The sequence below is a fragment of the Devosia equisanguinis genome (assembly GCF_900631955.1).
Lineage (GTDB): Bacteria > Pseudomonadota > Alphaproteobacteria > Rhizobiales > Devosiaceae > Devosia > Devosia equisanguinis.
The window spans coordinates 360,048-383,037 of the sequence record NZ_UZWD01000004.1; the positions used below are offsets into that span (position 1 = coordinate 360,048).

Consider the following 22,990-nt stretch of genomic DNA (forward strand, 5'->3'; position numbering starts at 1 on the left):
CAAAACGCCGAGGAGCGGCGTGAGATGAGATGGGCCAGACGGTCCTGACTGCCATGCATTACCAGACCACCTTGTGGGTCTCTCCGGTCTGCACGTTGACGAAGCCGTTCGGCGCCCGTTCGGAGGGGGCCACCAGCACCCAGCGCCAGGGCGAACAGGTGAGGGTGGCAAAGATCAGGAATTCGGGGAAGCCGGGCTTCCAGCGGTTCATCGCAGCGGGCTGGTACATCCAGGTGACCTCGGCGGCTCTGGCCAGGAATGCCTGGGTCTCAGCGTCAAGCGCTTCAGCCGTTCGCGCCGTCATCAGGCCCGCGACCTCGAGATGGATATGGGCGACGACCTCGCCATGATGTACGAGCACCCAGCCGCCGTTTATCTCCTGGAGCTGGTTGACTGCCTTGGCCATGGCCGCGTCGGACGAGCCGATACACCAGACATTGTGACTGTCATGGGCAACCGAGCAGGCGAGGGCGGTGTCTGGATCTGCTGGTCCGCAGCCGGTCCAGAACATGGCCGAAACCGCGCCATCGCCGCGATAGCGGTCCACCAGCGACCATTTGGTGATCATCTGGGCCGGATCGCGCTGAACGAGGCCATCGACCACCGGCAATTGCAGGGTGAGAAAATCCTCGTTCCAGTGGAAGGGGCGCAGCACGGCGGCGTTCATCGTTTCCCGCCCGGGCTCAGCCCTGATGGCGAAGTCGTCGGCGCTGAGTACGCGGCCTATATTCATGGTGCGAGTGGCCCAGTCGGGCCAGTCTATTGCCGGGATTGGCGCGGTGAAGGCCTTGCCTTTGGAGACTAGCCGGCCATCGGCATAGACATGGGCAATGGAGATGCTCGCGACATCGTCCAATAGCACGATATCGGCATAGCGGCCCGGGGTGATCGAGCCGACCCATTGGTCGATCCGCATATGGCGCGCTGGATTGATGGTGGCGCATTGGATGGCGATCTCGGGCGACAGGCCATGATGGATGGCATGGCGCACATTGTGGTCGCTGGCGCCGTCGCGCAGTGTATCGCTGGCGCTGCGGTCGTCGGTCGTAAAGGCGATGTTGGACCAGTCCTTGAGACCGCGGGCGATGAGCCCGGGAATGATCGCATCGTAGGAAAAGGGGCGCAGTTCGGTGAACAGGCCTCGCATCAGCCGGTCCCAGGCCTCGTCCAGCGCCCACACTTCATGGTCCGAGCTCAGACCTGCCGCCGCAAAGGCGGAGATATCGTGTGGGTCGACCAGCCCCGAGCCATGCCCTTCGACCACGCCGCGCATTTCAAAAGTGGCCCGGATCATGCCCCACATTCTGGCGTAACCGGGATTGTCCGGATCCCAGACCGATGGCCAGTCCATCACTTCGTCGAGCCCGGTCACCGACAAATCGTCGCGCAGAAATTGCTTCTGCTCGTCATAGTCGTAATAGCCGCCACTCTCCTCCCAGGCGCTCGGCGGCACCGCCGATCCGGGCTGGATGAAGATCTTGAGAGGTGAACCGGCCAAGCGTGCCTTCTGCCAGAATTCGGTGTTTCGGGTGCCGTTCACATTGGCGAATTCGTGGCTGGCCTCGCAGGTCCAGGTATTGCCGCGCGGCAGAACCAGCGCCGCCTCATACTCCGGGGTCAAATGGGTGGATTCGATATGCTTGTGCACTTCGCCGAAGCCCGGCACTGCCGAAAGTTGCGGATAACTGACCCGTTTGGCCACCGTGCCGCGATAGGAGCCCAGTGGCCCCACATAGGCGATGCGGCGGCCGGAAATGACGATCTCCTGGTTTTCCATCCAGTGATTGGCATGAACCGCGAGCAAGCGTCCCACTTCGATCGCGAGATCGGCCGGCTCGCGGCCCATGGCCACCAGCAGCAAGCGCTGACGGATGGCGACTTCGTCATGGGCGGAGATGATGAGGTCGTCCTCTATCATGGTCACAGAATGTCCTTTGTGGCTGGGTGTGCCACCGATTGGCGGGAGATGAGCTGGACGGGCAGGCGCGTTTCAGCGGGAGCCTCGCCACCCTCGAGCAAAGCCAGCAGGTGCCGAACGGCCAGCCGGCCCATGTCGCCCAAGGGCTGACGTACGGTTGTCAGGGGCGGATCGACCAGTTCGGCAAAGGCCATGTCGTCGAAGCCGACCAGGCTGAGATCGCGCGGAATGATGAGATCGCGCGCTCTTACCGCCTTCATCACCCCAACGGCGATATAGTCGGAGCAGGCAAGAATGGCGCTGGGCCGTGCCGGGCCATCGAGCAGCACAGAAGCTGCGGCCTGGCCATAGGCGCTGGTATAGTCGCCCAGCATGACCCAGCCAGGCGGCACGGGCAGCCCCGCTTCCGCCATTGCGCGTGAAAAGCCCTCGAGCCGCTCACCCACGCTCATCAACCGGTTGGGACCGCCGATCAGGGCGATGTGGCGATGTCCATTTTCGATCAGGTGCCGCGTGGCGCGATAGGCTCCCTCGGCGTTTTCGACGAAAACACGCGGCAGGTTTGCCCCGGCAATGTCCTCGTCGAGCAGGACCACATTGTCGCGGTTCTCCAAGAGGGATGCCAAGGTGCCGTCATCGACGCGGTTGGTCATCATGATCAGGCCGTCGACATGGCCGTCGGCCATGCGGCGGATCGCGTCGGCCTCATTGCCCGCCCCGCTGCTGGTGGAGGAAATATAAACGGCGTAGCCCCGCTCATGCGCCTCCCGCTCCACGGCGGCGGCAAGTTCGGCAAAGAACGGATTGGCGATATCGGGTGTAACGAGGCTGATGGCTTCCGCCTTGCCGGTGGAGAGCCGCCGCGCCATCAGATTGGGGCGGTAGTCGAGCTTGGCGATGGCCGCGTCGATCCGGTCCTTAGTGGCCTGCGGCAGCTCAATTCTGTTGTTGAGATAGCGCGATACCGCGGCTGGCGAGACACCCGCCTCGGCGGCGACGTCACTGAGATTGGCCACGGGCGCCCCCCGTTATGGAGTGTCGCTTGCACCATGCCGCGATGATTATGAGGCTTTCCGCCACAATGCCTCTGAGCAGCGCCTCACCCTTTGCGGCGGTGGCGGGGCGCGGGTCGCCGAAGACGCCGGAGGGGTTGAAGTCGCGCAATTGCATCGGCTCGGTGCCGAACCCCACCGGAAATTGCGGGTAGGAGGGCTCTGCCCGTGCCATGTCGACCCCTTCGGGTGAGACGGCAAGCATGATCGCCGTTTCCACCTCGTCGGCATGATAGAAATGCGGTGCTGCCGGTTCACTGTCGCAGATATCGCCGGCAAGCCGTTCGAGCCCGGGATAATCGAGGTGGCACACCGGCAGTCCTGAGACTGCAAGCGTGCGGGCCGCCAGCACCATTGGCTCCCGATTACCGAAATGTCCATTGACCAGCACCAGGCCCAGTATGCCGGTGCGTTTGAGGTCGTGCCCGATATCTTCGATCAATGCCTGCAAGGTCCGCGGTGAGATCGAGATGGTCCCGGGATAGGAACTGGCGGTGAAGGCGTCGCCATAAGCGATGGGCGGCAGCAGTAGCGCCCCGAGTGCCTCGGCTAACCGCCGCGCCGTGCCGTGGGCCATGTCGGTGTCGGTCGTCACTGGCAGATGGGCGCCATGCTGTTCACAGGCGCCCAGCGCCAGAACGGCAAGCGTCCCGCGTTCCACCTGTGCGGCAATATCTGGCCAAGAGGTGCGGGACAGGTCCATGGCGCTCATGGCGTCCATCCCAATGTCGTCAGCTCTGCCTGTGGCGCGATGGCCGCAAGCAATTCGGCGCTCGAACGGCCGTAATCGACCGGGCCCTTGCGGACCGTGCCCAGCATCGCGCCCTTGATCTGGGCATAGGCATAACCGTGGGCGATGAGGTCCACCAAGGCGGCCTGAAGCGGCGAGATCGTGGGGTTGAAGGCCACGCTTTCGATGGCTGCGCCCGTCACTGCTGCGCCATCCTCAAGCATCAGCACCATGGCGCCGGGGCATTTGCTGTAGGGGCTGTGGCTCCGGCGCCCCGCCTCCAGCAAAAGATCGACCGCGGGATGGTCTGTGCTGGTGTCGAAGGCCAGGCCGGGCCACAAAACCCGCCCCGGCACCGCACCGCGCTCACCCAGATAGGCTGGGTCGAACGGCCAGGGGTAAAGCTGCGCCAGGGTCAGCGTATGGCCCAGCGGATCGATCAGTTCCAGCGCGTCACTCTGGGCATATTCTGCCAGACATTGCCGGCAATGGGCGCAGGGATGCGCCTCACCGATGGCGATCACCGCAATATTCTGGCCCCTGTTCATGGCCCGGGTAAAAACGAATCCCTCCCCATGCAGCGTGTGGCCGAGATGGGTCCCGGGAAATTCGACATTGCCGCCCAGAATGAGATTGCCCGTCTCGCTCTCGAGACCGACCGCCCCCACATGAAAATCGGAAATCAGCGGCCGGGCGAAAGCCTGTGCCGTATCGAGCAAGAGCAGCATAAGATCGCGGGTCGAAGCCAGATCGAAGCGATCAATCAACGCCCTTGCGTCTGCCGCCCGCAGCACGCCGCCATGCTTGTCCACGAGGCGCGAGCGGCCCTCGGTCAACATCTGCTCGGCAGCCTGGCGCACAGCAGACGCGCGCTCCATGCCAAGGCTGGCCAGCCGTTGCGGAACAGCGGAATCGGCGATGAAAGGATTGGCGCTCATCGGCTTCCTGCTGTCTTTGTGGGCAGAATTTGGTGGAGGCCACTATATGTGCAGTCACCAGCTGATTGCATTTGACAAGCTCCGCAAAAGTGGCGTTAGATCGCCATGTAAAGCGCTTTACTAGCGATAGGTCAAATGAGTTCTGCACTTCTTCGCGATGCCATCGTCCTGACGGTGGATGCCGAAAACACCATGTTCGCGCCGGGATGGGTCGCCATGTCTGAAGGGCGGATTGCGGGCGTCGGCCCGATGGATACCTGCCCGGATCGCAGCGACTATGACGAAGTCTTTTCGCTTCCTGGTCATGTCGTCATGCCCGGTCTGGTCAATGCCCATACCCATTCCGCCATGGTGCTTTTTCGTGGTCGTTCCGAAGGCCAGAGCCTTCTGACTATGGAAGGCTGGTACAACTCGATCCGCGAGCCGGAGCTATCGCTTATTGCCTCCGATATCGGCCCGGCCGTGGCGCTTTCCTGCGCCGAGATGGCGCTGTCAGGCACAACGACCTTCTGCGACCAATATTTCTTCGCCGAGGAAATTGCAGAGGCGGTGAAGGCGGCCGGCATTCGTGCCGTCATTGCCTATGGCATCGTCCAACTCGGCGACAAGGCGCGCGGCGAGGAAGAACTGGCTCTCGCCACCAACTTCCTTCGTCAGCAGCGTTCAGCCGATGGCCGAGTGGTCCCCTGGTTCGGCCCGCACGCGCCCTATGTTGACAATTCTGAGGACCTGCTTCTGGCCGAGGTTGCTGTCGCCAATGAATTCGGCGTCGGCCTTCACCTGCACATGGCCTGCGGCCCGGAAGACAATGAGGAAACCCAGCGCCGCTACGGCACGACCGCTGCCGTTGCGCTCGAAAAGCTGGGCTTCTTCAATGGCCGCATTCACGCCGCGCACTGCCTCGACCTCAGTCCCGAAGATATCGCTGTTTTCGCCCGCGCCCCGCACGCCTCCATTTCCCACAACGCGACCGCTGGCCTCCGCTCCGGCCGCGAAGGCATCTGTCCGGTCGTTGATCTCAAGGCAGCCGGTGTCACCGTTGCCCTCGGCACCGACAATGTCGCCGCCAATAATGGCTATGACATGATCAATGAAATGCGCGTCGCCGGTCTCGTCGCGTCGCACCGCGAGGGCAGGGCGCAGCCCATTTCCAGCGCCGAACTGGTCCGCATGGCCACCATCGAAGGCGCCAGGGCGCTGGGCCTCGAAAACGAAATCGGTTCGCTCGAAAAGGGCAAGGCGGCCGACATCATTGCCATCGATATTTCCGGTCCCGGCTATTCAGAAACACCAGATGTGGAAACGCTGCTTGTCTATTCAGGCAGCGGCCGCGATGTGCGACATGTCTGGGTGGCGGGCGAACATCTTGTGGCTGACCGCAGTCTCACCCGTCGCGCCTTCAGCGACATCAGGCGGGAATATTCGGCCACCTACACCGATTTCTGGGCGCGGGTTGAAGCCGCGCGAAAGGCAGCATGACTATGACACGTAAGCTTATTCTCGACAGTGACGGCGGCGTCGATGATGCCCAGGCACTTCTCATGCTGATCGCCGCCGGCCGCACGCCTGATGCCATTACTACGGTCTTCGGCAATGTCGGTCTCGATGCGGCCACCCGCAATCTGCTGACCGTTCTCGCCGTCGGCGGCCGGCCCGATGTGCCGGTGCACAAGGGCGCTGCACGTCCGCTCAATCAGCCTGTCATCGACGCCAAATATATTCACGGCGAGGATGGCCTGGGCGGCGCGCCGCGTCCCGAAACTATTCCGCAGACGGCGAGCGATAATGCGGTCGCCTTTCTCATCGACACCTTCCTTGCCGCCGCCTCGGCCGGCGAAAAGGTCGATATCCTGATGATCGGCCCCTTCACCAATCTGGCGCTGGCTTTGCGTCTCGAACCGGCCATCGTCGCGGGCATCGGCCAGCTCACTATCATGGGCGGCACGATCTATGGGCGCGGCAACACCACGCCTGCCGCCGAGTTCAACGTTTATGCCGATCCGGAGGCGGCGCAGATCGTCTTCACCGCCCCGCTCGACATCGTCATTGCCCCGTGGGAGCCCTGCGTTACCCACAATATGACCGGAGCCGAGGTCGATACCCTGTTCGCCGATGTGCCCGACGGGCTGGAGAAGGATTTCTCGCTGGCGCTCGCCGCCCATGCGCGCCAGACCATTGCCGGTTATGGCGGGGGCGACAATTTCCGCTTCGTCGATCCGCTCGCCGCTGCAGCGGTCATTGCCCCCGACATCGTCACCAAATCCACCCGAGCCTCGGTCGATGTGGCCCTGGCGCCCGGCATCACCCGCGGCATGACGGTGGTTGATCCTTCAGGCCGCCTCGGAACACCGATGGTGACCTTGATCGAGGAAGCCCGGCTCGACCAGCTCGTCGCGCTCTACCGGGCATCCATCGCCTTCCGCCCCGCCGCCACACAATGACAAAGCCAACAGGAGCTCCGTCAATGACCTCGTTTAAACTTACGCGCCGTGCCTTTACGGGCCTCGCCGTCGCCGGGCTCATGGCCTCGGTCTCGGCCGGCGCTGTCTTCGCGCAGGAATATACCAAGGAAAATCCGCTCAAGGTGGCGCTCGTCGTTCACGGCAATCTGGGCGACAAGAGCTTTTTCGACAGCGCCGCGGCCGGTCTTGCCAAGGCCGAAGCCGAGCTGCCGGTCGATGTCACCATTATCGAAGCAGGCCTGGATCGTGGCCGCTGGGAGCCGGCTTTGGCCGACGCCACCGATCAGGGTTATGACGTCGTCATCGGCGGCACTTGGGAAATGAACGGCTTCATGCAGGCCCTGGCGCCGGAATATCCCGAGACCAAATTCATCATTTTCGATGACGCTCCCGATTTCACCGGCGGCGCATTCCCCAATATTCTGGCCATCAACTACCGCGTCTCCACCGCCGGCTATCTCGCCGGTTACGCGGCCGCCAAGATCAGCAAGACCGGCAAGCTCGGCGAAATCCTCGGCGTCGAAGGCACCACCGTGGTGGAATTCGCTCTCGGCTTCGAACAGGGCGCCAAGGCGGCCAATCCCGATGTTCAGGTGACCCGTGCGGTAGCCGGCAGCTTCACCGATCCCGCAAAGGGCAAGGAGCTGGCGCTGGCTCAGTTCGCCCAGGGTGTCGACATCGTCTTCCCCATTGCTGGCGGCACCGGCATCGGCGCGCTGCAGGCAGCACGCGACGAGGGCAAGCTTGCCGTGGGCGTGGACAGCGACCAGGCCGAAATCTTTGCCCCCACCGATCCGGCCCAGGCCGACGTGATCTTCACCTCGGTGGAAAAGAAGGTCGGTGAGTCGCTTTATACCGCGTTGGTCCAGACCCTCGATGGCACCGCGCCCTATGGCACCAATCTCATCCTCGGCCTCGCCGACGGTGCAGTGGGCATTGCCAAGAACAGCTATTACGAAAAGCTGGTCCCCGCCGATGTTCGCGCCGAAGTGGACGAACAGGAAGCCAAGATCATTTCCGGCGAGATCGTTGTCGATACCGGCATGAAGTAATGCCTTTGCGGCTCCCGCCTTTTCGGCGGGGGCCGCTTTGTTTCCACGAGGACGACCATGGCAGCGCTGCTCGAAGCCATTTCCATCGGCAAGACCTATCCAGGCGGCACGGTCGCCAATGACGGGGTCAATCTCACCATCAATGCCGGCGAGGTGCATGCCTTGGTGGGTGAAAATGGCGCGGGCAAGTCCACGCTCATGAAGATTCTGTTCGGCATCGAGCAGCCCGACAAGGGCGAGTTGCGGCTCGACGGCAAGCCGGTCTCATTCGCCAATCCGCGCGAGGCCATCGACAACGGCATTGGCATGGTGTTCCAGCATTTCTCGCTTGTGCCCTCCTTCACCGTCTATGAAAACGTCGTGCTTGGTTCCGAGCCGCGCGACGGCATAAGGTTCGACCGCGAACAGGCGATCGAAAAGGTGCGCGCGCTCTCGGAAAAGTTCCGCCTCTTCGTCGATCCCCTTCCGCCTGTCGGCCAACTCCCTGTCGGCCAGCAGCAACGGGTGGAAATCCTCAAGGCGCTCTACCGGGACGCGCGCATCCTTATCCTCGATGAACCCACTGCCGTTCTGGCGCCGCAGGAGGTGGAGGAACTGTTCGTCGCCGTCCGTGCCTTGGTGGCGCAGGGCCGCACCGTCATTTTCATCGCCCACAAGCTGCCCGAAGTGCTCGAGATTTCGGACCGCATCACCGTCATGCGGGGCGGCAAGAGCGTGGGGCAGGTGGAAACCCGCTCGGTCACCGAAGAAAGCCTTGCCACCATGATGGTGGGGCGCGAAGTCACGCTGCGCGTCGACCGCGCCAAGGGCAGGGGGGATCTCAGCTGCGAGATCAAGGCGCTCAAGATCGTCAACGACGCCGGCGCTACGATTGCCCATGACCTCAACCTTAGGGTCTATGCCGGAGAAATACTCGGCCTCGTGGGCGTCGAGGGCAATGGCCAGGCCGAACTGCTCGAAGCCGTGGCTGGCTTGCGCGACATTGCCGAAGGCGTGGTCTATCTCAATGGCACGAGCCTCACAGCGCTGGGCGTGCTGGAACGGCGCGCCCTTGGGCTGGCCAGCATCCCCGAGGACCGGTTGGTGCGCGGGCTGGCAAGTGGCTCGTCCATTGCCGAAAATCTCGTCGCCACGCGGCTGGGCGACAAGCGCTTCGTGCGCCATGGACTGCTCGATCTCAAGGCCATCAAGGCCAATGCCCTGGCACTCATCGAGCGCTTTTCCATTCGCGCCGGCGGTCCCGGCTCTGCCGTGGGCACGCTCTCGGGCGGCAATATGCAGAAGGTGGTGGTGGCGCGCGAACTGGCCGAGCAACCAAAGCTGCTCTTGGTCAACCAGCCGACGCGAGGCGTCGATCTGGGGGCCACTCAATTCATCTGGAAATCGCTTACCCAGGCCCGTGATGGCGGCGCGGCGGTTCTGCTGAGCTCGGCGGACCTGTCCGAACTGCTCGCCTTGTCGGACAGGCTGGTGGTGTTCTATCGGGGCAAGATCGTCGCCGCCTTTCACAACAGCGATACGCTTACTCCCGAAACGCTGGGCACTTACATGCTCGGCCTCGATCGCCAGGAACCTGAAACCATGTGGGCGGCGCTGCAATGAGCATGATGTCATCACGACGCTGGCAGGCCATCGGGCGCGAAACCGGCCGCGCGCTCACCGCTCTGGTCATTGCCCTTGGCGTAGCGCTTGTTGTCATTCTGGCCACCTCGAGCGATCCAGCCGCCGCCTTCAACACGCTGCTCACTGCGCCGCTTTCGTCCAACCGCACCATCGGCAACTGGATTGACGATGTCGCCAAGCTGACGCTGACCGGCCTGGCCTTCAGCCTCGTCTTCCAGGCGCGGCAGTTTTCCATGGGCGTGCAGGGCCAGGTCTATATGGGTGGGCTGTTTGCCGCGTTCGTTGCCATGTCCCCCATCGGCACGACGGGGCTAGCCATTCCACTTGCAATGCTCGCCGCCATGGCCGCAGGCGCCGTCTATGGTTTCATTCCGGGCTATGCCAAGGCCCGGTTCGGCGCCAGCGAGATCGTCTCCTCGCTCATGCTCAATTACATCGCCATCCTGGTGGTCAATTACCTCATCCGCGCTCACCTCGCGCCGGCTGGCACCGGGCAATTGATGACCGCCAAATTCCCCGACACCGCGATCTTCCCCGCCATCCTGCCCGGTACCCGCTTCGATCTGGGTATCGTCATCGCGCTTGTGGCGACCTTCGTGGTCTGGTTCCTGCTCTACCGCACCAATTGGGGCCTGAAGCTGCGCCTCGTCGGCGACAATCCAAAATTCGCCGAATATGCCGGCATTCGGTCCAGCTTTATCATGGTCTCTGCCATGAGCGTGGCCGGCGCCTTCGGAGGTCTGCTCGGCGCTGTCTTCGTGCAAGGGCGCGCCTTTGGTAATCTGGCGCAGAATTTCGACGGCAATCTTGCCTTCGAGGGTATCCTCATCGCCATTGTCGCCCGCAGCCGGCCGCTCGCCGTGCCCTTCGTGGCGCTGGGCTATGGCTATCTGCGTCAGGGCGCGCAACTCATGGGTCTGCGCACCGATGTGCCCAGCGAAATGATCTCGGTGGTTCAGGCCATCATCATTCTTCTCGTTGCTTCCTCCTTCAGCCTGCCCGGAAGGAAAGTGCTGGCTCGCCTCTTTGGACGACCCTCACCTGCAGCCGCTACAGCGGAGATTGCCAAATGATCGACCTGCTGATCACGATCTTTTCGGCCACCTTCTTCGTCACGGTGGTCCGCACCACGACGCCCCTGTTGTTCGCCACTTTGGGCGGGCTCATCGCCGATCTCTCCGGCGCACTCAACGTGGCGCTCGAAGGCATGATGCTGATCGCCGCACTCACCGCCGTGATCGTCTCTGTCTACGCTCCTTGGTATGTCGCGGTCCTCTCCGGGATCGCTGCCGGGGGCATGCTCGGCGCGCTGATGGCGCTGTTCCACCTGCGATTGAAGGCCGACATCATCCTGGTCGGCTTTGCCGTCAACATTCTCGCCACCGGGGGCACTGTCTTCGCCCTGTCCCGGGCGACGGGCGGCGACAAGGGCACCTCGATCAATTTGCAGTCCAAGGCCGTGCCGGCGGTCAATCTCGGTTTCCTCGATGCAATTCCGGTCGTTGGTCCTACGCTTAGAAGCCTGTTGTCGGGCCATTCCATCCTGTCCTGGCTGGGCGTCCTAATGGTTTTTGCGGTGTGGTATTTCCTCTACCGGACCCCGTGGGGGCTGTGGCTCCGGGGCGTTGGCGAATATCCGGCAGCGCCGGCTGCAGCTGGCATTCCTGTAGGCAAGGTCCGGGCCTGGAGCCTCGTGGCATCAGGCGCGCTTGCCGGCATTGGCGGCGCCCAGCTCGCCATGTTCAACTATATCGGCTTTACCCGCGACATGACGGCGGGCCGTGGTTTCATCGCGCTGGGCGCAGTGCTGCTCGGCGCACGCCATCCGGTCGGGGCCATGCTCGCTGCGCTCTTGTTCGGCGTCTTCGAGGCCCTGGCGGTGGTCATGCCCAATCTTTTCAACTGGATTCCGGGGGAGATGATCCAGACCATTCCCTTCGTCGTCACGGTCCTGGCATTGATCCTGTTCAGCTACCGCGCCCAGCGCGCTCGCCAGCTGCGTGCCGCCATCAAGGCCTGACGAAAAGTCCTCTCCCGGGTCCATCGCCCCCTTGGCGCCGCCGCCAAGGGCGATGGAGGCCAGGCGCTCAGGTGAGAAAGGCGGATAGCGCAAACGCTAAGGTGACCAGCAGGATCAGCGAGCCAAGGCCGGCGGCCAGGACCCGTCCACTGCCAGCAAGCAGTTCGCCTATATCCACCGACAGTCCGAGTGCTGCCATGGCGATCAGGGTCAGGAGGCGGGAGAGTTGCCAGCTGGGCTCGAGCAGGAAAACCGGAAAAAGGCCAAGAAGGCGCAGCGTGATCAGGAGAAGAAAGCCCGCGACGAACCAGGGTACGACCTGCCGGATCGGGGGCCTCACCCTGCCGCCACCGCCACTCAGTACCGCGATGATCAGCAATACCGGGGCCAGCATCAGCACGCGCGTCAGCTTGACCAGGGTGCCGAGCTGAGCGCTAAGGACACTGATGGGGGCCGTTGCAGCCAGCACCTGCGGCACAGCATAGACACTCATGCCGGCGATGATGCCGTAGCGCCTGTCATCCAGGTCCAGTTGGATGGCGGCCATGGGTAGGAGCAGCACCAGCAGCGCCCCCAGGGCCGAGGTAAAGGCAATGGCGCTGGCCATCTGCCGTTCGGCGGCGCCCACCACCGGGGCGCAGGCGAGAATTGCTGATGATCCGCAGATCGCATTGCCGCAGGCGATGAGCGCGGACAATTGTCGGTCGAGGCCGAGACAGCGCGAAAGGGCGTAGCTGAGGCCAAGTGAGGCAACAACCAGCGCCAGAATGGCCACGATGGTCCAGCCACCCAGCGTGACGATTTCCGCCGCGCCGATGGAGGCTCCGAGCAGCACAATTGCTGCCTCCAGAACCGTTTTGCTGGCGAAGCGTATTCCAGGCTGCATCGCTCTGGGCAGTTCGCAGATGGCGCGCGCCACCATGCCCAGAAGCATGGCCAGGATCAGCGCGTCGAGGCCGGTCGTGCCGAAAACGTGGCTCTGGGCGAACCCGAGCGCTCCGGCCAATAGGGCAATGAAGCCCGAGAGCCCGAGGCCGGGCAGAAGCGGAACGATGACGTTGCTGCGGAACAATCCTGGCTCTGAGGTCACTTCGGGTGGTTCCTTGGCGACCCTACGCCCGTATTCTGCCGCCTAGCGAAGTCTGGCGCCGGTTAGCGCAAAGACGCGCATATTGGTGACCTCAATCATGCAGTGCACATGCGAGGTTGCGTCAGCGTGATCACGCTTCTCCACCACCACGGTTTCCCCTGCCGGCCCTGTTGCGTAAACGAAATTTGTGGTCCCCAGGTGCTCGATGACGTCCACGGGCAGCGTCAGGCGTGCATCGGCCCTGGCGCTGTCCATGTGCTCGGGGCGAACGCCGAGCAATAGCTCTTCGCCGGGCTGCGGCGGGTTGGCCAGAGCCGGCAGTGGCACCTTTTGCCCATCGGGCAGCGTAGCAACATTTTCGCCATCCGCCGCCATCCGCGCCTTGAAGAAATTCATGCGGGGCGAGCCGAGAAATCCGGCGACGAAGGCATTGTCGGGATTGGTGTAGAGTTCAAGCGGGGCACCGGCCTGTTCGATGACGCCAGCGCGCATGACCACGATCTTGTCGGCCATGGTCATGGCTTCCGTCTGGTCGTGGGTCACATAGATCATGGTCGTGCCCAGGCTCTTGTGCAGCTTGGAGATTTCCACGCGCATCTGAACCCGCAATTCGGCATCAAGATTGGAGAGCGGCTCGTCGAATAGGAATACCTTGGGGTCGCGAACGATGGCGCGGCCGATGGCAACGCGCTGACGCTGTCCGCCTGAAAGTTGCGCCGGCCTGCGGTCAAGCAATTGGGTGATCTGCAGAATCTCCGCTGCCCGGGTGACGCGGGCGGCAATCTCGGCCTTGGGCGTACCGCCCATGCGCAGCCCGAAGCCCATATTTTCACGCACATTCATATGCGGATAAAGCGCATAGGACTGGAAAACCATGGCAATGCCGCGGTCCGACGGATCGACATCGTTGACCGCTTTGCGGTCGATCCGCACTTCTCCCGCACTTGCCGTCTCCAGCCCCGCTATGATGCGCAGCAGCGTGGACTTGCCACAGCCCGAGGGTCCCACAAAGACGCAGAAGCTGCCATCCTCGATCTCGAGCTCGGTCTTTCGGATCACCTCGGTCTTGTCGAAGCTCTTGGAGATGCCGGCCAGTTGAATTTGCGCCATTGCGATGTTCCTTTCGCTCAGCGTCCGCCGAAGCTGCCGGCGGTCAAGCCGGAGATGAAGGCCCTGTTGCCGAAGATGAAGATGATGAGCACGGGCGCCACCGCCAGCACACTGCCGGTCATCAGGAGTGGCCAATCGGTGTTGTATTGGCCCTGCAAGGTCGACAGGGCCACGGTAACGGTCTGCATTTCAGGACGCGTGGTGGTGATGAGCGGCCAGAGGAAATTGTTCCACTGCGATACAAAGGCGAAGATGGCCAGTGCGCCCAGCGCCGGGCGGGCCAGTGGCAGCACGATGAACAGGTAGATTTTCCAATGGCCGCAGTTGTCCAGCCGTGCCGCTTCGAGCAATTCGCGCGGGATGGTCTTGAAATATTGCCGCAGCAGGAAGGTGCCGAAGCTGGAAAAGGCAAAGGGCAGGATCAGGCCCTGATAGGTGTCGATCCAGCCCAGCGTCCGCACCAGCATGAAATTGGGGATGATGGTGACCTGTGGCGGGACCATGAGCGCGGCGAGGTAGACCAGGAACACAGCTTCACGCCCTCGGAAACTCATGCAGGCAAAAGCATAGGCAGCCATGGAGCAGATGATCAGTTGCAGCGCGGTGATGGACAGCGTCACGATCACCGAGTTCAGGAAGGCCCGTCCGAACGGAATGGCCGAGAAAATCTCGAAATAGTTTTGCCATTGCGGGTCTGCGGTGAGGACGGTGGGTGGATAGCGGAACACTTCGGGATCGGGCTTGATCGACGTAGAAAGCATCCATGCAAACGGACCCACGGTGATCAGGGCGCCGCCCAGAAGGATGATGAAGATCAGCCAATCCACCGGCTTGTTGCGCGCAGCCTCAGCCATAATGCACCCACCTGCTTTGCAAGGCGTATTGGACAAGGGTCATGATCAGCACGATGACGAACAGGATCATGGCTGCGGCGCTGGCATAGCCCATCTGATAGAACTGAAAGCCGTTCTGGTAGATGTAGTAGACCAGCGTATTGGTGGCATTGGCTGGCCCGGCCTGGGTCATGACGAAGACCAGCTCGAAGATCTGGAAACTGCCGATGATCGAGATGATCAAGACGAAAAAGGTCGTGGGGGACAGGAGGGGCAAGGTGATGAACCACAGGCGCCGCCACCCCCTGGCACCGTCAATGGCGGCTGCATCGTAAAGATCGGCACGGATATTCTGCAGCCCTGCCAGGAACAGCACCATGGCATAGCCCAGATTTTGCCAGATCGAGACGATGATCACTGCGGGCATGGCCCATTGGGTCGAAGCCAGCCAGCGCGGCACATCGGTGATGCCCACAAGGCTCAGCAGCGCATTGATCAGGCCGAAATTGGCATTGAACAGCCAGGCCCATACCAGGGCTGCGGCGATGGTCGAGGTCACCACGGGCAGGAAATAGGCAATGCGGAAAAAGGTCTGGCCGCGAATGCCGCGATTGAGCGCCAGCGCACAGCCCAGCCCGATAAGCATCTGCACCGGTACCGAGAGCAATACGAAATAGGCGGTATTGCCCATCACGCGGGCAAAGATCGGATCGCCGAAAAGCTTGGTATAGTTGTCCAGCCCGATGAACCGGGCCGGATTGAAAAGGTCCCACTGGGTGAAGGAAATCCCCAGCGCGGCTATGACCGGTATGCCTGTAAAGGTCGCGAAGAGCACGAGACTGGGCAGCAGAAAGGCCCAGGCCGTGCGTTCGTCCTTGCGGGCAAAGGCCGGCGTGCTCATGTGTCGTCTTCCACGCCGAACATGCGGGCAGCATTGCGGTAGAAGATCTGATCCTGCTCGTCGGCGGTCAGCCCCATTGTGTCGAAGGCGGCTTTCCAGCGCAGAATATCCGCCTTCATGCGGCGATGATCGCTGTCCGAACCGTAGATGAGTTTGCGGGGGCTGATTTCTTTGCCGATATAGCCGCCCTCCACGATGTGGTTATGGACGACATCGCCGCCGGAAATGTCGAAATAGACGCGCGGGCGCCAGCGTGCGACGGCCGAGGAGGTGCGATAGTCAGGCCAGCCCATATGCGCGCCGATCACGAAGAGCTCCGGGAAGTAGAAGCCGATCGTATCGAGATAGATCGGCTGCATGCGGGCACTGGAATAGCCGAAGGATTCGCGCTTCATCTGGCGGCTGAGCCGGGTGACGAGCTTTTCTTCATCCTCGGTATTGGCGGCGGGAGGCGCTTTCCACGCGTCTTCCTTGCTGCCTTCCAGATAGTCGACCGGACCACCCAAAATGCCCGTGTGGAAAAGGATGCGCAGCCCGCGGGCAGCGGCCGCCTCGTAGTAGGGAAAATAGGCCGGGTCGTCGTAATTGCGCGACACGCCGGAAATCTTGATGCCATGAAATCCGCGCTGGTAGAATTCCTCGACCAATGACACCGGGTCATGATCGAGTTCCAGCCGGCCCATGGCGACAACCAGATCGGGCCGCGCCTCGAGCGCCTTGGACAATTTGGCATTGCCCAGGCCCGGATTGGCGAGGAGCGCCACCTTGACGATGCCGGCATCTGCGCAGACCTCCGAGAGGGTCTCAAGAAACCCGGTTTCGGCGTCGCGGGTGAACAGCTTCTCCCAGAAGCCATAGTGTACGTGGGCGTCGAAAACGCGCATTGATGATGCTCCCTACCAGTCCAGTTTGAAGGGCGGGCAGCGCAAGGCCACCCGCCCAGACCTGCCTTATTGAGCCAGCCGCGCCTGTACGTCCGAGACGATGGCCGAAATGGCATCCTGAGCCTTGGCCTCACCGGTCCAGACCAGGTCAAGCGCCGGCTGGATGTAAAGATTGGTGATGTCGACATAGCCCGAGAACTGCGGGAACAGCTTGCCGTACTCGCTTTCGGCCAGGAAGATATCGGCGAACGGCGCCTGGAAGGCTGCGCGCACTGCGGCATTGCCGACCATGGCCGGCACAGCCGACGCATTGGCCGAGGCGAAGGTGACCTGACCCGGCTCACCGGCGAGATAGGACAGGAAATCCCAGGCCGCTTCCTTGTGCTGGCTGAACGCATTCATGGCAAAGCCGGCACCGCCGAGGCGATTGGCATGGATGCCGGTGCGACCGGTGGGCAGGGGCGCCACCGCCCATTCGAAGCTGGCATCGGCGAAGGTGCCGAGGCGCGCCGCATTGGTCACCACCATGGCAACTTGTCCGCCCAGGAAGAGCTGGCTGGTTCCCCCGCTCTGCTGCAGCTCCTGGAAGCTGGGCATGACGTGATCGGTATTGATCATATCGCCAAGGAATTGGATGGCCTCTGTGGCCTCCGGCTTATCCATGGTGAAGGTCGTGGGCTTCAGTGGATTGTCGAAGACATCGCCGCCATTCTGGATGATCCAGCGCGGCCAGTCATTCGCCTCGGTGGCAAAGCCGTACATCGACACACGGTTGCCGTCGCGCTGTGTCAAAGCGAGGGCGGCTTCGCGCAGATCGTCCCAATCCCAGTCGGCCTGTGGGTAGTCAATGCCGGCAGCATCGAATGCCGCCTTGTTGAAATAGAGCGCATTGGTGTCGTTGTCGCGCGGGATGGAATAGAGTTTGTCGTTCAGCGAGTGGATCGCGAGCGCTTCCTGGTTGTATTCCGCGATTGGGAAGCCGCTGTCCGCGATCCACTGGTCCAGCGGCTCAAGCTGGTTTCGCGCAGCATAGGCGGGCACATTGGTGATGAAGAACACGTCCGGACCGGCGCCCGCGGCAAGTTGGGCATCGAGGCGGGTGAAATAGCCCGACCACGGCGCGTGCTGCACCTCGATATCGATATTGGGATTGGCCGCTTCGTAATCGGCCACGATCTTCTGGAAGGGCGGTAGCTCGGCCGGATCGCCCCAATAAGCGAAGACCAGCTTGGTGGTATCCTGAGCCTGAACACCGACACTCAGTGCGAGCACGCTCGCGGCAGTCGCAAACAGCAGTCTCGTCATCTTCGTTCCCTCAATGATTGACGTTTTGATCCGGCTGGCCAGCAGCCAGGGTTTGAGTAAAGGCCTCCAGGGCCTCCGCCGTCGGACATGCCCTCCCTCCGGTCGCTGTCGTGGACAGCGAACCACAGAGCACGCCCAGAGTTACGGCCCTTTCCAGGTCCGTCCCGCGCACAAGCCCGGCAAGCAGGCCTGCGTTGAAACTGTCCCCTGCCCCCACAGTGTCGACCACCTGGACGCAAGGCGAGGGCACCTGGTACATGCCCGTCCCATCGTGCCACTGCGCGCCATCCGCACCGCATTTGACCACCACAACCGGCGCGAGCTCGGACAGCCGCCTCCCCGCCGCCTCCACAGTGCTGGCCCCGGTCAGGCGAAGGGCTTCTTCGGCATTGGGCGAGAAGATATCGGCCAATGCGATCAGCTCGGAGACGCCACGCGTCGTGAGGTCAAAATCCCCACCCCGGCAGTCAAGCAGCACCTTGGCGCCGCGCTGCTTCTGGGTGGCGACGAAGCGGAGCCAATCGGGTTCGAACCGAAAGGTCTGCAACAGCCATTGCGCATTTATGGCCGCGATGCTCGGCTGGGGCGGTGGCTCGACTTCGGGCTGACTGAAGCTGATGAAACCGCGCTCGCCCAAAGCCGAATAGGCCACCGAAACGCGCTGCACCGGCTGATCAAGATGAGTGAAGGCAGAAGCGTCGATGCCATCGGCCGCGGCCGTGTCCCGAACAAAGCGGCTGAAGAGATCGTTGCCGAACGTGTTGGCCCACCGCGTGTCGAGACCGAGGCGGGTGAGGGCCAGCGCCATCGTATAGGTGCCGCCGGGCATGATCACGAGATCATCAGCCATGTGCTCGGTGCCGAGGCGCGGCGCGCCATCGAGCCCGGCAAAGACCAGATCGCAGAAATACTCGCCTGCCACCAGCACGTCGCACCGGCTCATTGCCGCCTCCAATTGCCCACGAATGCGGCGTGGGCTTCAAGGTAGCGCTCGACCAGCGGCTGGGCTCGGGAGTAGGACTGGACCAGTGGGTGCACCACCAGGGCATCGACGGCCAGCGCTCGGTTCCGCTCGCGGATGGCGGACACGGTCATGCGCTCATAAGTCTTGATCGTCTGCACCAGAGCGCCCTGCATTTGCGGCATCTCGCCAACCGGCTGCGGATGGACGCCGGCAGCATCGATGCGACATGTCACCTCGACCACATCAGCGTCGCGCAGCCCCGCAATGGCGCCGTTATTGCGCGTATTGAGGCCCGAGCGGATGGGGGCGCCGCCAGCAAGGGCGGCAATGATGCCCAGAGCCACTCCGGCATAGCCTTCGCCATCATCGGCGGCGGGGTGCGCACTGGCGGCTGCCTGGCTGCCTGATTGGTTGGCCTTTGCCATATAGCCGGCGCTGCGACGATGCTCGTAGTCGAAATAGACGTCGAGTGCCCGCGCCGGATCATGCCCGATCCCTGCTGCATCAAGGTCGGGCAGCAAGCGGTCGTTGAGCGCCTTGATCTCTTCGCCGCGCGTCTGCCCCGATTGCAGCGACTGCAGGGCCTTTTCGGCATAGTAGAAATAATAGAGGTACTCGTTGAGCCACATGCCTTGGCGCCTCACGACGTCATGAGCGAATACGCGCTGGGCGCTGGTATCGAGAAAGCCATTGTCCGCGAGGGCTTCCGGCAACACGTCGCGACCATTGAGCAGCGCCCGGCGCGTGAACGAGAGGTGGTTTAACCCGAATAGGTCGGCTTCAATCGCCTGGTCGGCTACGTTGAACCATTTCGCCAATGCCCGCTGCGCGCCATTGGCGCTGTCGCAAATGCCTATGACCTTTTCAAAACCCTCGTCATGGAGCGCCTGGGTCACCAGCCCGGCAGGGTTGGTAAAGTTCATCAGCCAGGCATTGGGGCAGTATTCCGCCATCTGACGTGCATAATCGAGAATGACCGGGATGGATCGCAGGGCCATGGCGAAGCCGCCGGCTCCTGTCGTTTCCTGTCCCAGCACACCGATGTCGAGTGCAATACGCTCATCGGCGATCCGTCCGTCCACTCCGCCCGGCCGGATCGTGGTGATGACGAAGTCGGCACCGACCAGCGCTTCGCGGCTGTCATTGGTCATGGTGATGCGCGTGCGGCTGTTTTGTTGACGCGCCAACTCGGCAGCCAGGGCGCCGAAGGTGCGCAAGCCGCTTTCGGGAAGATCCATGAGGCAAAGTTCGTCCAGGCCGAGCGCATCCGCTCGCCGCAGCGCAGACTGGACAAACAACGGCGCCCTGACCCCGCCACCTCCAATCAACGCCAGCTTCACCGGTCCACCTCCACCAAATATAACTGGATATAACCAGATATGCAGAGGCTGGTAAAGCGGATAAATTCGCGTATAGGAGGAAGACCTGCAGCCGCGTCGCTGCCTCTCGAGCGAGCCGCCCACTGATGTACAATGCGATCAGCCGCGATAGTCCCTTGCCGCTCTACAAACAGGTCAAGACGCGTATCCTCGAGATGTTGTACGGCGGCAAGATCCCGGCCAATGGCAAGGTGCCCTCAGAACGGGAACTGGTGGATGTGCTCGGCGTCAGCCGGATTACCGCTCGCCAGGCGCTCCGCGAATTGGTGGCCGAGGGCCACCTGGTCGCGCAGCCGGGCAAAGGTTTTTACGCCACCGGCGGATCGCAACGCGGCCATGAGCTCGAACTGCTGCGCAGTTTTACCGAGACGGCCCTGGCGCATGATCAAGTGCCGGGCTCCCGCATTCTCGAAGCCAGGCGCAGCGCGGCAGAGGCCGATATCGCGCATGCGCTCAAACTCGATTCGGGTCAGCACGTGACCTCGCTTCGGCGCCTGCGCCTCTTGGATGGCGAGCCCGTGGCCATCGGCCATGACTGGATACCGCTGGCACTGGCTCCTGACCTTGCCGATCAAGACTGGAACGTCCCCAATAGGTCGCTCTATGCAGAATTGCGAAACCGCTATGGCCTAGTGCCTCATGGCGGTGAGACGGTGCTCAGCGCTACAATCGCCACGCCAGAAGATGCCGCGCTGCTGCAATTGAGCTCTCCGGCGGCCGTACTCAAGGTCGTTCAGGTGGCCTATGACACGATCGGGCGTCCAATCAACCTGACGCGCACCCTGCACCATCCGGAAAAGTACCCGCTTCGGCTTGCACAGGGCACCTGACGCAGCGCAGCGGGGAATTTTGCGATGCGCAAGTGGCGCACCGATCCCCGCACGGCGGCAATTCGCTATCGCAATGCCCTCAGGCGGTGCCATTTTCGACCCTGTCGGGCCGAGCATGATCACCCCCGTGCACGACACGAGGGTGATGGGTCGCGATCAGGCCAGTTCAGTCACGAAGTCTTCGGTCGACCGGCGGACCTTCTTGAGCCCGACCAGCCAGTCGCCACTTTCGTCGCGATAGCCCAGCGGCAGGATACAGACCGAGCGCAGGCCCAGGGCGCCGAGGCCCAGGATTTCATCGAACTTGGCCGGCTCGAAGCCTTCCATAGGCGTGGCGTCCACGCCTTCAAAGGCGGCCTGCGCGATAGACATGCCAAAGCCGATATAGGCCTGGCGCGCAGCGTGCTCGAAATTGGTCTTGGCGTCGCGCGGCACATAGGTCGCCTTGAGGCCGTCATAATAGGCATCGAGGGCGTCGCTGCTACCACCACGCTCGGCGGCGGTCAGCGCCAGCATGTGGTCGATGCGCTCGGTGGTATAATTGTCCCATGCGGCAAATACCAGTACGGCGGAGCCGTCGGTCAGTTGGGCCTGGTCATATGCGGCAGCGCGCAATTTAGCCCGCACTTCGGCATTGGTCACGACGATGACCTGGAACGGCTGCAGGCCACTCGATGTCGGGGCCAGGCGCGCGGCTTCCACGATGCGCTGCACCTTGTCGGCGGCGACGGTCTTGGAGCTATCCATTTTCTTGGTGGCGTAGCGCCAGTTCAGTTTTTCAAGCAACACTTATGAAACCTTCCTACAACACGCGGCGCCTAAAAAGGCCTCGGAGCAAGGCTCCCAGGGGCAACCGCATGCCGCTACTTAAGCAGTGTCGCCGCAACGGCAAGAAGGCACCAAAAGCATACCGCTATGGAGCGAGCTCAATTTGAGGCTGACCAGGGCATAGGTGTAAAAGGTGAGGCGGCCGAATGGCCGCCCATAAATCCGTGTCGTGTGCTGACGCGGGTGTAGTTCTGGTCCGCAATTGAGCCGGCCCTTTCAGGCCTTGCTCAGCGCCCGGCGCAGGAAATCGCGGACGGTCTGCTGGAACTTCGGCGCTTCCTCGACCTGCGGCGCATGGCCGGAATTCTCGAAGATTACCAGTTCCGAGCCCGGGATCAGCCGATGGATGGTTTCGGAGGCCGCCACCGGGGTGATCCAGTCATGACGGCCCACGGTGATCAGGGTCGGTACCTTGATATTGGGCAGCTGCGGCTTGAGGTCGTAGTTCTCCTGGTTCACGGCGAAGGCATAGTTATGCGTCGCATAGTGATAGGGTGTGTTCTCGATCCGCGAACGCACCTTTTCCATATCGAGATCGTGGTCGTAGAGCGGCAGGATATGCGCCCAGGCGGCCTTGAGGTCCTCATTGTCGCAGGTGGTGCCGGCCATGATGCGGTTGAAGAGCTCGAGATCGACCTCGATCCGTGGCGACGCCAGGGCATTGGCGCGAGAGAGCTCGCGATGCGCATTGTCGGCCGAAGTGTCACGCAGCACCATTGCCAGAACGCGGTCGGGATAGCGAATGGCATATTCCATCGATATGAAACCGCCATAGGAGCCGCCGGCCATGATGATCTTGTCGGCGCCGATCCATTCGCGGATGGCATCGACGTCGGCGGCCCATTGCTCGTGGGTAAACGGCGCCTTGTCTTCGGAGGCACCGCTGCCGCGCGCATCGAAGACGACGACGCGATAGTCGTCGGAGAAGGGGCCGAAGGAGCCCTTGGGTTCGGCATGGCTGCCAAGACCCGGCGCGCCATGGTGAACGATCATCACCGGCTTGCTCTTGTCCTCCCCACCCAGCACTTCAATGTTGAGGCGTGCGCCGTTGATGGTGACGTCCATTCCAAT

General features: G+C 62.4%; 21 protein-coding genes. 7 read left to right on the forward strand and 14 right to left on the reverse strand.

Translation table 11 applies throughout. The features are described 5' to 3' along the window. Positions 1–58 precede the first annotated feature (58 nt). From DEVEQU_RS01815 to DEVEQU_RS01830, 4 genes are read right to left on the reverse strand one after another with little or no spacing between them, the layout of a single operon-like run. Positions 59–1,918, reverse strand: a complete 1,860-nt coding sequence (locus tag DEVEQU_RS01815) for an adenine deaminase (protein WP_126148920.1) — start codon at positions 1,916–1,918, stop codon at positions 59–61. A 2-nt stretch (positions 1,919–1,920) separates the two neighbouring features. After that, complete coding sequence (locus DEVEQU_RS01820; protein WP_126148844.1) at positions 1,921–2,934, reverse strand: LacI family DNA-binding transcriptional regulator; 1,014 nt, start codon at positions 2,932–2,934, stop codon at positions 1,921–1,923. After that, positions 2,918–3,682: a creatininase family protein gene (locus DEVEQU_RS01825; protein WP_126148845.1), complete on the reverse strand. Its 765-nt coding sequence runs from the start codon at positions 3,680–3,682 to the stop codon at positions 2,918–2,920. The genes DEVEQU_RS01820 and DEVEQU_RS01825 overlap by 17 nt, the downstream gene beginning before the upstream one ends. Next, positions 3,679–4,638 carry a cytidine deaminase gene (locus DEVEQU_RS01830; protein WP_126148846.1) on the reverse strand — a complete coding sequence of 320 codons (960 nt, stop codon included), beginning with the start codon at positions 4,636–4,638 and terminating at the stop codon, positions 3,679–3,681. The genes DEVEQU_RS01825 and DEVEQU_RS01830 overlap by 4 nt, the downstream gene beginning before the upstream one ends. Positions 4,639–4,773: 135 nt before the next feature. Between DEVEQU_RS01830 and DEVEQU_RS01835 the strand changes: the two genes are divergently transcribed. Genes DEVEQU_RS01835 through DEVEQU_RS01860 form a run of 6 tightly spaced genes read left to right on the forward strand, consistent with a single transcriptional unit; the run spans position 4,774 to position 11,795 of the window. After that, positions 4,774–6,117 carry an amidohydrolase family protein gene (locus tag DEVEQU_RS01835; protein WP_126148847.1) on the forward strand — a complete coding sequence of 448 codons (1,344 nt, stop codon included), beginning with the start codon at positions 4,774–4,776 and terminating at the stop codon, positions 6,115–6,117. Further along, positions 6,114–7,079: a nucleoside hydrolase gene (locus tag DEVEQU_RS01840; RefSeq protein ID WP_206437764.1), complete on the forward strand. Its 966-nt coding sequence runs from the start codon at positions 6,114–6,116 to the stop codon at positions 7,077–7,079. The genes DEVEQU_RS01835 and DEVEQU_RS01840 overlap by 4 nt, the downstream gene beginning before the upstream one ends. Positions 7,080–7,102: 23 nt before the next feature. Further along, on the forward strand, positions 7,103–8,152 hold the full coding sequence (locus DEVEQU_RS01845) for a BMP family lipoprotein (protein ID WP_126148848.1): 1,050 nt from the start codon (positions 7,103–7,105) through the stop codon (positions 8,150–8,152). A 57-nt stretch (positions 8,153–8,209) separates the two neighbouring features. Next, a complete protein-coding gene (locus DEVEQU_RS01850) occupies positions 8,210–9,754 on the forward strand; it encodes an ABC transporter ATP-binding protein (protein WP_126148849.1) in 1,545 nt (514 codons plus the stop codon). Then, positions 9,751–10,848 (forward strand): ABC transporter permease, encoded by a 1,098-nt coding sequence (locus DEVEQU_RS01855; RefSeq protein ID WP_206437765.1) that lies wholly within the window; start codon positions 9,751–9,753, stop codon positions 10,846–10,848. The genes DEVEQU_RS01850 and DEVEQU_RS01855 overlap by 4 nt, the downstream gene beginning before the upstream one ends. Continuing rightward, entirely contained in the window at positions 10,845–11,795 is a 951-nt protein-coding gene (locus DEVEQU_RS01860) for an ABC transporter permease (RefSeq protein WP_126148850.1), read from the forward strand. Before DEVEQU_RS01855 ends, DEVEQU_RS01860 begins: the two co-directional genes overlap by 4 nt. A gap of 67 nt (positions 11,796–11,862) precedes the next feature. Here DEVEQU_RS01860 and DEVEQU_RS01865 read toward each other — a convergent pair whose 3' ends face one another. From DEVEQU_RS01865 to DEVEQU_RS01900, 8 genes are all read right to left on the reverse strand, one after another. Next, positions 11,863–12,885 carry a YeiH family protein gene (locus DEVEQU_RS01865; protein WP_206437766.1) on the reverse strand — a complete coding sequence of 341 codons (1,023 nt, stop codon included), beginning with the start codon at positions 12,883–12,885 and terminating at the stop codon, positions 11,863–11,865. Between the two features lie 42 nt (positions 12,886–12,927). Continuing rightward, complete coding sequence (locus tag DEVEQU_RS01870) at positions 12,928–13,995, reverse strand: ABC transporter ATP-binding protein (RefSeq protein WP_126148851.1); 1,068 nt, start codon at positions 13,993–13,995, stop codon at positions 12,928–12,930. 17 nt (positions 13,996–14,012) lie between these two features. Continuing rightward, the gene (locus DEVEQU_RS01875; RefSeq protein ID WP_126148852.1) at positions 14,013–14,849 is read right to left on the reverse strand and encodes a carbohydrate ABC transporter permease; all 837 of its coding nucleotides are present in this window, start codon (positions 14,847–14,849) and stop codon (positions 14,013–14,015) included. Next, positions 14,842–15,729, reverse strand: a complete 888-nt coding sequence (locus DEVEQU_RS01880; protein WP_126148853.1) for a carbohydrate ABC transporter permease — start codon at positions 15,727–15,729, stop codon at positions 14,842–14,844. The genes DEVEQU_RS01875 and DEVEQU_RS01880 overlap by 8 nt, the downstream gene beginning before the upstream one ends. Next, positions 15,726–16,613, reverse strand: a complete 888-nt coding sequence (locus tag DEVEQU_RS01885; protein WP_126148854.1) for an amidohydrolase family protein — start codon at positions 16,611–16,613, stop codon at positions 15,726–15,728. The genes DEVEQU_RS01880 and DEVEQU_RS01885 overlap by 4 nt, the downstream gene beginning before the upstream one ends. Before the next feature lie 66 nt (positions 16,614–16,679). Then, complete coding sequence (locus DEVEQU_RS01890) at positions 16,680–17,918, reverse strand: ABC transporter substrate-binding protein (RefSeq protein ID WP_126148855.1); 1,239 nt, start codon at positions 17,916–17,918, stop codon at positions 16,680–16,682. A 10-nt stretch (positions 17,919–17,928) separates the two neighbouring features. Then, complete coding sequence (locus DEVEQU_RS01895; protein WP_126148856.1) at positions 17,929–18,861, reverse strand: carbohydrate kinase family protein; 933 nt, start codon at positions 18,859–18,861, stop codon at positions 17,929–17,931. Next, positions 18,858–20,222, reverse strand: coding sequence for a family 4 glycosyl hydrolase (locus DEVEQU_RS01900; RefSeq protein ID WP_126148857.1), 1,365 nt, complete (start codon positions 20,220–20,222; stop codon positions 18,858–18,860). Before DEVEQU_RS01900 ends, DEVEQU_RS01895 begins: the two co-directional genes overlap by 4 nt. Before the next feature lie 125 nt (positions 20,223–20,347). Here DEVEQU_RS01900 and DEVEQU_RS01905 point away from each other — a divergent pair, with 125 nt between their 5' ends. Beyond that, complete coding sequence (locus tag DEVEQU_RS01905) at positions 20,348–21,091, forward strand: GntR family transcriptional regulator (protein ID WP_126148858.1); 744 nt, start codon at positions 20,348–20,350, stop codon at positions 21,089–21,091. A gap of 156 nt (positions 21,092–21,247) precedes the next feature. Here DEVEQU_RS01905 and DEVEQU_RS01910 read toward each other — a convergent pair whose 3' ends face one another. Further along, positions 21,248–21,880 (reverse strand): nitroreductase family protein, encoded by a 633-nt coding sequence (locus DEVEQU_RS01910; protein WP_126148859.1) that lies wholly within the window; start codon positions 21,878–21,880, stop codon positions 21,248–21,250. A 255-nt stretch (positions 21,881–22,135) separates the two neighbouring features. Then, complete coding sequence (locus DEVEQU_RS01915; RefSeq protein ID WP_126148860.1) at positions 22,136–22,984, reverse strand: alpha/beta fold hydrolase; 849 nt, start codon at positions 22,982–22,984, stop codon at positions 22,136–22,138. Positions 22,985–22,990 lie beyond the last annotated feature (6 nt).